Source organism: Kitasatospora sp. NPDC057542 (assembly GCF_042801945.1).
GTDB lineage: Bacteria > Actinomycetota > Actinomycetes > Streptomycetales > Streptomycetaceae > Kitasatospora.
Genome location: NZ_JBHVFE010000371.1, coordinates 1 through 9,169, shown reverse-complemented (window position 1 = coordinate 9,169; position 9,169 = coordinate 1). Strand labels below are relative to the sequence as shown.

The following is a 9,169-nucleotide window of genomic DNA, read 5'->3' as shown; positions in this document are numbered from 1 at the left end:
GCCGGGAGCCGGAGCGGGGCACGGGCGCCGGGTTCAGCCCCGCAGGACCTCGCCGACCAGGGCGCGGGCCTCGTCCTGGACCCGGGCGAGGTGCTCGTCGCCGTGGAAGGACTCGGCGTAGATCTTGTAGACGTCCTCGGTGCCCGAGGGGCGGGCGGCGAACCAGGCGTTCTCGGTGCAGACCTTGATGCCGCCGATCCGGGCGCCGTTGCCGGGGGCCTCGGCGAGGACGGCGGTGATCTCCTCCCCGGCGATCTTGCCGGCGCCGACCCGTTCCGGGGACAGCCGGGCCAGGCGGGCCTTCTGCTCGCGGTCGGCGGGGGCGTCCACGCGGGCGTAGGAGGGGGCGCCGTGGCGCTTGGTCAGTTCCCGGTAGTGGGCGCTGGGGGTGGCGCCGGTGACGGCGGTGATCTCGGCGGCCAGCAGGGCGAGCAGGATGCCGTCCTTGTCGGTGGTCCACACCCCGCCGTCGCGGCGCAGGAAGGAGGCGCCGGCGCTCTCCTCGCCGCCGAAGCCGATCGAGCCCTCCAGCAGGCCGTCGACGAACCACTTGAAGCCGACCGGGACCTCCACCAGGGTGCGGCCGAGGTCGGCGGCGACGCGGTCGAGCATCGAGGAGGAGACCAGGGTCTTGCCGACACCCGCGTCGCCGGGCCAGTCGGCGCGGTGGCGGTAGAGGTAGTCGACGGCGACCGCCAGGTAGTGGTTGGGGTTCATCAGGCCGCCGTCGGGGGTGACGATGCCGTGGCGGTCGGCGTCCGCGTCGTTGCCGGTGGCGATGGCGTACTCGTCCTTGCGGCCGATGAGGGAGGCCATCGCGGCCGGGGAGGAGCAGTCCATGCGGATCTTCCCGTCCCAGTCCAGCGTCATGAACCGCCACGTCGGGTCGGTCACCGGGTTGACGACGGTCACCTCCAGGCGGTGGGTCTCGGCGATGCGCTGCCAGTAGGCCACCGACGCGCCGCCCAGCGGATCGGCGCCGATGCGCAGGCGCGCCTCGCGCACCGCGTCCAGGTCCAGGACGGAGGGCAGGTCCTCGACGTAGGCGGTGAGGTAGTCGTGGCGCCCGGTGGTGGCGGCGGCCAGCGCCCGCGCGTAGGGGACCTTCTTGACGCCGCGCAGGCCCTCGCGGATCAGCTCGTTGGCGCGGTCCTGGATCCAGCCGGTGGCCTGCGAGCCGGCCGGGCCGCCGCTGGGCGGGTTGTACTTGAAGCCGCCGTCGCGCGGCGGGTTGTGCGAGGGGGTGATCACGATGCCGTCCGCGAGCGCGCGGGGGCTGCGCCGGTTGTGGGCGAGGATCGCGTGCGAGACCGCCGGGGTGGGGGTGTAGCCGTCGGCGGCGTCGATCAGCACCTGCACCCCGTTGGCAGCCAGCACCTCCAGGGCGGTGGCCTTGGCCGGCTCGGACAGGGCGTGGGTGTCGGCGCCCAGGAACACCGGGCCCGCGACGCCCTGTTCGGCCCGGTACTCGCAGATCGCCTGCGTGGTCGCGGCGATGTGGTCCTCGTTGAACGCCGCGTCCAGCGACGAGCCCCGGTGCCCCGAGGTTCCGAACGCCACCCGCTGCCCGGGCTCCTGCGGGTCCGGGTTCAGCGCGTAGTACGCCGTCACCAGCCGCGCCACGTCCACCAGGTCACCGGGCTGCGCCGGCTGCCCGGCCCGTGCGTGTGCCATCCGTCTTCTCCCGCCGAAAGTCGGTAACTCGCGATACGTCCTCGCTCCGCGCTCACCGATCGTAGCCAGAACGCGACCGTGCCCCGAACCGCGCGAACGGTCCGGGGCACCACGAACGGGCGGGCGGCAGGCCTCAGGCGGGCAGCTGCCGGCGGTGGGCGGCCAGCACCTCGGCGGTGGTGGTGGCCAGGAACTCCGTCACCCGGTACTCGGTCAGCCCGGCGCGCACGAACGGGTCGGTGGCCACCAGTGCCTCGATCAGGGCACGGTCCTCGCCGACCGCGAGGATCACCCCGCCGTCGCGCGGCACCTTGCGCCCCGAGGCGAGGAAGGTGCCCGCCGCGTAGTGCGCGTCCAGCCACTCGATGTGCTGCGCCAGCACGGCGTCGATCGACTCCAGGTCGGCGGTGTACGTCAGCTCCAGTACGAACATGCGGCCAGGCTAGACCCCGGGCCCCGACGGGCCGCGTCGCCCCCCGCATCTCCCGCCCCGGGAGGGTGCCGACCCCAATCCTGCCAGCTCGGGCAAGGGTTGCGGTAGGACACAGCACACCATTCTTCCGCCTTGCCGCACGGCACCGCCCGCCCGCAGACTCGTGCGCATCCCCTTCCGCGTCCCGCGCCACCGCCCCGTCCCGGGCGGCCGGCGCGCACGGCGTGCTGCCCGCGGACGGGAGGAACCACACGGACGACGAAGGGGGACGAGGGTATGCGCGTGCACGAGGACCTGGTGCTGAGGGCGCGGGTGCGGCTGCTGAGCCACAACGGGCGGATCCTGCACGGCGAGGAGGGCCTGTGGGTCTACCGGGCACTGTTCACGGTCAGCCCGGCCGCCTACGCCTACAAGCTGGCGTTCGTGCTGCGGGAGGCCGCCGAGGGGCCGCGGGTGGCCCACCTGCCCGAGGCGCGGCGGGCGCTGCTGGCGCAGGCGCAAGCCGCCTGCGCGCACATCCCCGCCCACGCCCCCGCCCACCAGGTGCGGATGTGGGAGTACCCGATGACCGAGCTGCGGCGCATCGAGCAGCAGCTCGGCAGTGCAGGGCAGTAGGTGATCACCCGATGGTTGCGGTACAACAATCCCTATTTGACGACTGATCGGAGAAATTCTGATATGAGCAGGTCAGGAATGTCGCGCCGCACCCTCCTCGCCGGAGCCGGCGCCGGGGCCGTCACCGCCGTCATCGGCTGGAACACCGCCACCACCGCCTGGGCCACCGAAGCCGACACCGCCGACGGCGCCGATGTCGCCCGACTGCCCGCCCTCGACGGCACGGTGACCCTCCAGGGCGACGGCCTGGAACGCTTCTCCACCGACTTCGGACACCTCGTCACCGCCACACCCCGCGCGGTGCTGCGCCCCGGCTCGGTGCGCGACGTGCAGCAGCTGGTGGCCTTCGCCCGCCGCCACCGCATCCCGGTGGCCGTCAACGGCCAGAGCGGCGACCTCGCGCAGCTCGGCGAGGCCGGGCTGGAGTCGCACTCCAGCTACGGCCAGGCCAACCCCCGCGGCGGCATCGCCATCGACGCCCGCGGCCTGTCCAAGGTCGTCTCGGTGCGCCCCGGGCGCGCCGTCGTCGAGGCCGGGGCCACCTGGGCGCAGGTCACCGAGGCGGGCCTGGCGGCCGGCTGGGTGCCGCCGGTGCTCACCGACTACCTCCACCTGACGGTGGGCGGCACGCTGAGCGTCGGCGGCATCGGCGGCGGCGTGCAGCGCCACGGCATGCAGGTCGACAACGTGCTGGAGCTGGACGTGGTGACCGGCACCGGCGAGCTGGTGACCGCCTCCCCCACCCGCAACCGGGAACTGTTCGAGGCGGTGCTGGCCGGCGGCGGCCAGGTCGGCGTCATCGTGCGCGTCACCCTCGCCCTGGTCCGGGTGCGCGAACGCGCCCACGTCTTCTCGCTCCACTACGACGACCTGGACGCCTACCTCGCCGACCAGCAGAAGGTCATGGCCGAACGCCGCTTCGACCTCCAGGTCGGCGACGTGGTGCGCAGCGAGGACGGCACGCGCTGGCGCTACAAGGCGGAGCTGGTGGCGTTCGCGGACGCCGGGCAGGCGGTGGACCGGGCGGCGCTGCTGGCGGGGCTGGGCCCGGTGCGGACGGAGGTGGTGGAGCAGAGCTGGCGGGAGTACGCCTTCCGGGTGGACGGCTTCGCCGGGTACCTGCGCGCGGCCGGGTTCTGGGCGCTGCCCAAGCCGTGGCTGAGCGTGTTCCTGCCGGCGTCCACGGCGCGGGCGTTCATGGCGCGGGCCGCCGAGGTGCTGACGGCCGCCGATCTGGGGGCGGGGCTGCTGCTGTTCTACCCGTACGAGCGCTCGAAGGTGCAGGCGCCGCTGGCGGTGCTGCCCGAGCAGGAGGTGGGCTGGCACTTCGACCTGCTGGCCTTCCCGGGGCCGGGGGCGGACACCGCGGCGATGCTGGAGCGCAACCGGCGCCTGTACGACCTGGCGGTGGAGCTGGGCGGCAAGCGGTACCTGATCGGGGCGGTGCCGGGGATGACGCAGGCGGACTGGCGGCGTCACTACGGGGGGCTGTGGGAGCGGGTGGTGCAGGCCAAGCGCCGCTTCGACCCGGCGGGCATCCTGACGCCGGGGCAGGGCATCCACGTGTCCTGACCTGACCGTCTCTTCCAGGGCCGCCCGCGCCTGCGGGTGGGTGCGGGCGGCCCTGTGGGGGTCAGGTGATCTCCATCTGGGCCATCATGCCCATCGCGGAGTGGTCCAGCAGGTGGCAGTGGTAGGGGTAGCGGCCGCGGTAGGAGTCGAAGGTGGCCTGCAGGCGCACGCTCTCGCCGGGCATCAGGCGCACGGTGTCCTTCAGGCCGGCCTCCTCGGGGCCGGGGGCCGCTCCGTTGCGCTCAAGGACGCGGAACTGCACCAGGTGCAGGTGGAAGTTGTGCGGGATGTCGGTGTTGGCGTTGACCACCGTCCAGATCTCCGAGGTGCCGAAGGCGACGGAGGCGTCCACCCGGGCCGGGTCGTACTGCCGGCCGTCGATCAGGCCGCGCGGGGCCGCGCCCGCCGTGCCCTCCTCGACCTTCAGCACGATGGTGCGCTCGCGGGCCACCGGGCCCAGCGGGGGCAGGGTGCGCAGCCGGTCGGGGACGGCGGAGGGGTCGGGGGCGGGGCGGCCGACGTCGAAGCGCAGGACCTGGCCGATGTGTTCGGCGGGGCCGGGCGGCATGGAGTTGGTGAGCACGACGCTGGTGCCGGGGCGGTAGCGGGAGAAGTCGATGACGACGTCGGCGCGCTCGCCGGGCGAGAGGTCGATGGTGTCGGTGGTGTGGGGGCGTTCCAGCAGGCCGCCGTCGGAGCCGATCTGGGTGATCGGGCCGCCGTCGGCCAGGCGCAGGGAGAAGAAGCGCAGGTTGGAGGAGTTGAGCAGGCGGATGCGGTAGCGGCGGGCGGCGACGTCGACCTTGGGCCAGGGGCGGCCGTTGGCGAGGATGGTGGCGCGGCCGGCCGCGTCGTCCATCCGGTAGACGAGGTTGCCCGAGGAATCGAAGCGGGCGTCGCGCAGCGCGATGGGCAGGTCGTAGCGGCCGGAGGGCAGCGGCAGGGCGGCCTCGGTGGCGTCGGTGAGCAGGTAGGTGCCGGCCAGGCCCCGGTAGACGTGCTCGGACTCCAGGTGGTGGGCGTGGTCGTGGAACCACAGGCTCGCGTGGGGCTGGTCGTTGGGGTAGGTGTAGGTGCGGGTGGCGCCGGCGCCCAGCAGGTTCATCGGGCCGCCGTCGCTGTCCACGGGGACGGCGGAGCCGTGCAGGTGGACGGAGACGGGGTCGTCCAGCAGGTTGGTCTGGCGTACGATCACCGGCCGTCCGGAGCGGGCGCGGATGACGGGGCCGGGGAAGGCGCCGTTGTAGGTGAGGACCTCGGTGCGGTGCCCGGGCAGGATCCGCGCGAAGGAGCGCAGCATGGTCACCGCGTAGGTGTCGGCTCCGTTGTCGGTGGCGACGGGGCTGAGCACCGGGGGCAGCGGCAGGGCGGTGGTGAACTTCTCCACGAGCGAGGGGCCGGCGTCCGGGCCCGGGTCGGGGGCGGCGGCGCCCGCCGGGTGGGCGTGTCCCGCGTCCTGCCCGGCGGCGGCGGTGGTGGAGGCGGCGGAGGCGGCCGGGCGCAGCGTGGTGCGCACGAGCAGGACCCCTCCTCCGGTCGCCAGGGCGGCGCCGATCATCCTGCGTCTGGTCACCATCGCGTCGTTCCTCCCGCGTGAGCTCCCCCGGCCTCGCCCGGACGGGGATGTGGGGCGGCCTTGTCCGGGGGTGATTGCAGCAGCGCCGGCTCACGCCCCGGTGGGGTTTGGCTTGGGCCGTGCGGGAGGTGCCCGGGGCGGTAACGGGGCGGGGTGGTGGGGGCCGGCGGGCGGGGCGGTGGGTGAGCTGCGGGTGTTGCGGGCGCCTTGCGCGCGGTGGCCACCGTGGCTGCGGACGCGGTCGAGGAACGCTCAAGACTCGGCACGCGGTGAACGCTCGTACTCGCCAGGGGCCCGGCGTGCTGCTCACCTGCGCGCCGGTCCCCCTGTTGTCGAAGGACTGAGGGGAAGGGCCGGAGCGTGGACCTGCGGTACTGGCTGCCGAGGGCGGCCGAGGTGGCCGAGCGGTGGGGCGAGCGGTTCGGGCCGCTGGAGCCGCACCCCTCGCACCTGGTGGACGAGGCGGACTTCGCCGCCGCGTTCGAGCGTTTCGCCAAGCGCCTGGAGCACAACTACCCGTTCTTCCATCCGCGTTACGCGGGGCAGATGGTCAAGCCCCCGCACCCGGCGGCGCTGGTGGGCTACCTGACGGCGATGCGTTTCAACCCCAACAACCACGCCTACGAGGGCGGGCCGGCCACCAACGACATGGAGCGCGAGTGCGTCGCGCAGCTGGCCGCCATGTTCCGCCTGCCCGCGCACGTGGGCCACCTGACCAGCAGCGGCACCATCGCCAACCTGGAGGCGCTGTACGTGGCGCGCCAGAGCCACCCCGGCCGCGGCGTCGCCTACAGCAGCCAGGCCCACTACACCCACAGCCGGATGTGTCACGTCCTGGGCGTCAGCGGCCACGCGGTGGCGGCGGACGCCGAGGGCCGGATGGACGCCGGCGCGCTGGAGGAGCTGCTGCGCACCGGGCGGGTGGGCACGGTGGTGGTCACCTGCGGCACCACCGGGCTCGGCGCGGTGGATCCGGTGCACGAGATCCTGCCGCTGGCGCGCCGCTACGGGGCGCGGGTGCACGTGGACGCCGCCTACGGCGGGTTCTTCGCGCTGCTGGCCGCCGACGACGCGCTGGCGGCCTCGCTGGGGGTGGACACCGCGCCGTGGCGGGCGATCGCCGGCTGCGACTCGGTGACCGTCGACCCGCACAAGCACGGCCTCCAGCCGTACGGCTGCGGGGCGGTGCTGTTCGCCGACCCCGGCATCGGGCGCCACTTCGCCCACGACTCCCCGTACACCTACTTCACCGACGCGGAGCTGCACCTGGGCGAGATCAGCCTGGAGTGCTCGCGCGCCGGGGCCTCGGCCGCCGCCCTGTGGCTGACCCTGCAGCTGCTGCCGCTCACCGCGCAGGGCCTGGGCGCGGGGCTGGCCGCGAGCCGGCGCGCCGCCCTGGCCTGGGCCGCCCTGATCGAGGACAGCACCGAGCTGACGCTGTACCAGGAGCCGCAGCTGGACATCGTCACCTACTTCCCCACCGTCGCCGGTGTGCCCGCGCTGTCCGCCGTCGACGCCGCCGGCGAGCGCGTCCTGCGTCAGGGCATGGCCGACGAGCACGACCCGGTGTACCTGAGCGTGCTGCGCGTGGACGCCGCCGACTTCACCCGCCGCCACCCGGGCGTGCGGGCGGACGCGGGCGGGGCGCGGGTGCTGCGCAGCGTGCTGATCAAGCCCGAGGCGCAGGGGTGGGTGGCGCCGCTGCACGCGCGCGTCTGCGCCCTGGCCGCCTCGGCCACGCGCCTTCCTGCCGATGTGCCGGCCGGGCCGCCGGATGTGCCGGTCGACCGGCCGGATGTTCCGGCCGGCCCGCCGGATGTTCCCGTTGACCCGCCTTCCCCTTCGTCCGCCCCCTCGTTCGAGGAGAGTGCCCGTTGACCACCGCCACCGCCCTGCCCGCCGCCGCGGGCACCGCCTTACAGCCCGCCGTACGGCCTGCCGTGCGCCCGGCCCGCCCGGGCGAGGAGAGCGCCCTCGCCGCCGTGCTCGCCGGCGCCTTCGCCGACGACGCGCTGATGCTGTGGGCCTTCCCCGACCCCGAGCACCGCGCGCGCGTCCTGCCCGCCTTCTTCCGCGTCCACGTCGAACAGTGCCTGGCCCACCGGGGCGTGCTGGTCGCCCACCGGGCCACCGCCGACAGCGGCCCGGCCTGCGGCGACGGGCAGCCGCTGGGGGCACTGCTGTTCCTTCCGCCCGGCCTGTGGGAGAACCCTGGCCTTCACGACGGCGCCACCACCGACGCCCTCGCCGAGGCCATCGACGCCCCCGGACACCGGGAGGCGGCCCACCGTCTGGAGGCCATCACCCGCCTGCAGACCCTGCGCCACCCACGCCACCGCTCCCACCACTACCTCGCCTTCGTCGGCGTGCGCCCCGACGCCCGCCGCACCCGCGCCGGCGAGGCCCTGCTGCACGCCTTCCTCACCGAGGTCGACACCGCCGGCCAGGCCGCCTACGCCGAGACCAGCTCCCCGGCCGGCGCCCACCTCCTGGCCGGCGGCGGCTTCACCCGCTTCGGTGAGGCCATCGCCCTGCCCGGCGGCGGCCCCCGTCTGGCCCCGGTCTGGCGGGGGCCCCGTTGACCGCCCCCACCGCCACCGCCACCGCCGTCGCCGGTGCGCTGCGCCTGTACAGCGCCGAGGCCATCGACGCCGGCCACGCCGCCGACCGCCCCGAAGCCGTGGAGACCCTCGCCTGGGCCCGCGCCTTCCTCACCACCTCCCACCCCGACCTCGGCCGCAGCGGCCCGGTCTGCCCCTACACCCAGCCCTCGCTGCGCCGCGGCCTGTTCCACATCGCCGTCGCCGACGGCTCCCCCGGGCGGGACCTTCCCGCCCTGGTGGCCGAACTGCGCGCCCGCTACGACGAGTTGCTCGCCGGCCTTCGGGAGGAGTCGGAGCGCGAGCTGCTCACCGTGCTGCTGGTGCTGCCCCAGCTGGACCGCGAGGACTCCACCGTGCTGGACGAGCTCCAGCGCAAGGCCAAGGACGAGTTCGTCGAACAGGGCCTGATGATCGGCCAGTTCCACCCGGTCTGCGAGGAACCCGGCCTGTGGAACCACTCCTTCAGGCCGCTGCGCTCCCCTGTCCCGCTGCTCGCGGTGCGCAAGCTCCTGGTCTTCGACCTGCCCTTCCTCGCCGGCGACGAGACCCACCTGGACCACTACCTGGCCCGCTTCGCCCCCGAGGTCCCCGCCCGCATCCGCGCCCAGCTGGTCACCAGTGTCCGCGCCCGCCGGCAGGGCGCCGCCGCCTGACCCCCCTCCCCCAGCGCGCGCGGAGCCGGCCGGCGCCCGGCTC

General features: G+C 74.6%; 8 protein-coding genes. 5 read left to right on the top strand and 3 right to left on the bottom strand.

Annotated features, from left to right (window positions below):
* Positions 1-33: 33 nt before the first annotated feature.
* Complete coding sequence (pgm, locus tag ACFU7Y_RS33070) at positions 34-1,674, bottom strand: phosphoglucomutase (alpha-D-glucose-1,6-bisphosphate-dependent) (protein WP_224282841.1); 1,641 nt, start codon at positions 1,672-1,674, stop codon at positions 34-36.
* A 133-nt stretch (positions 1,675-1,807) separates the two neighbouring features.
* Positions 1,808-2,107 carry a YciI family protein gene (locus tag ACFU7Y_RS33065; RefSeq protein WP_380770582.1) on the bottom strand — a complete coding sequence of 100 codons (300 nt, stop codon included), beginning with the start codon at positions 2,105-2,107 and terminating at the stop codon, positions 1,808-1,810.
* Between the two features lie 276 nt (positions 2,108-2,383).
* On the opposite strand from ACFU7Y_RS33065, the gene ACFU7Y_RS33060 reads away from it, so the two are divergent.
* Positions 2,384-2,722, top strand: coding sequence for a hypothetical protein (locus ACFU7Y_RS33060; protein WP_224282842.1), 339 nt, complete (start codon positions 2,384-2,386; stop codon positions 2,720-2,722).
* A gap of 63 nt (positions 2,723-2,785) precedes the next feature.
* Positions 2,786-4,294 (top strand): FAD-binding protein, encoded by a 1,509-nt coding sequence (locus ACFU7Y_RS33055; protein WP_224282843.1) that lies wholly within the window; start codon positions 2,786-2,788, stop codon positions 4,292-4,294.
* 61 nt (positions 4,295-4,355) lie between these two features.
* On the opposite strand, the gene ACFU7Y_RS33050 is transcribed toward ACFU7Y_RS33055, so the two are convergent.
* Positions 4,356-5,870, bottom strand: a complete 1,515-nt coding sequence (locus ACFU7Y_RS33050) for a multicopper oxidase family protein (protein ID WP_224282844.1) — start codon at positions 5,868-5,870, stop codon at positions 4,356-4,358.
* Between the two features lie 360 nt (positions 5,871-6,230).
* Between ACFU7Y_RS33050 and ACFU7Y_RS33045 the strand changes: the two genes are divergently transcribed.
* From ACFU7Y_RS33045 to ACFU7Y_RS33035, 3 genes are read left to right on the top strand one after another with little or no spacing between them, the layout of a single operon-like run.
* Positions 6,231-7,748: an aminotransferase class I/II-fold pyridoxal phosphate-dependent enzyme gene (locus ACFU7Y_RS33045; protein WP_224282845.1), complete on the top strand. Its 1,518-nt coding sequence runs from the start codon at positions 6,231-6,233 to the stop codon at positions 7,746-7,748.
* Positions 7,745-8,452, top strand: coding sequence for a hypothetical protein (locus ACFU7Y_RS33040; RefSeq protein WP_380770581.1), 708 nt, complete (start codon positions 7,745-7,747; stop codon positions 8,450-8,452). The genes ACFU7Y_RS33045 and ACFU7Y_RS33040 overlap by 4 nt, the downstream gene beginning before the upstream one ends.
* Positions 8,449-9,126: a DUF6875 domain-containing protein gene (locus ACFU7Y_RS33035; protein WP_380770580.1), complete on the top strand. Its 678-nt coding sequence runs from the start codon at positions 8,449-8,451 to the stop codon at positions 9,124-9,126. Before ACFU7Y_RS33040 ends, ACFU7Y_RS33035 begins: the two co-directional genes overlap by 4 nt.
* Positions 9,127-9,169: the final 43 nt, after the last annotated feature.

Bases quoted from the DNA above. Each gene is read 5' to 3' on its own strand.
- ACFU7Y_RS33050 (WP_224282844.1), bottom strand. From the start codon at position 5,870: ATGGTGACCAGACGCAGGATGATCGGCGCCGCCCTGGCGACCGGAGGA.
- ACFU7Y_RS33055 (WP_224282843.1), top strand. From the start codon at position 2,786: ATGAGCAGGTCAGGAATGTCGCGCCGCACCCTCCTCGCCGGAGCCGGC.
- pgm (WP_224282841.1), bottom strand. From the start codon at position 1,674: ATGGCACACGCACGGGCCGGGCAGCCGGCGCAGCCCGGTGACCTGGTG.
- ACFU7Y_RS33065 (WP_380770582.1), bottom strand. From the start codon at position 2,107: ATGTTCGTACTGGAGCTGACGTACACCGCCGACCTGGAGTCGATCGAC.
- ACFU7Y_RS33060 (WP_224282842.1), top strand. From the start codon at position 2,384: ATGCGCGTGCACGAGGACCTGGTGCTGAGGGCGCGGGTGCGGCTGCTG.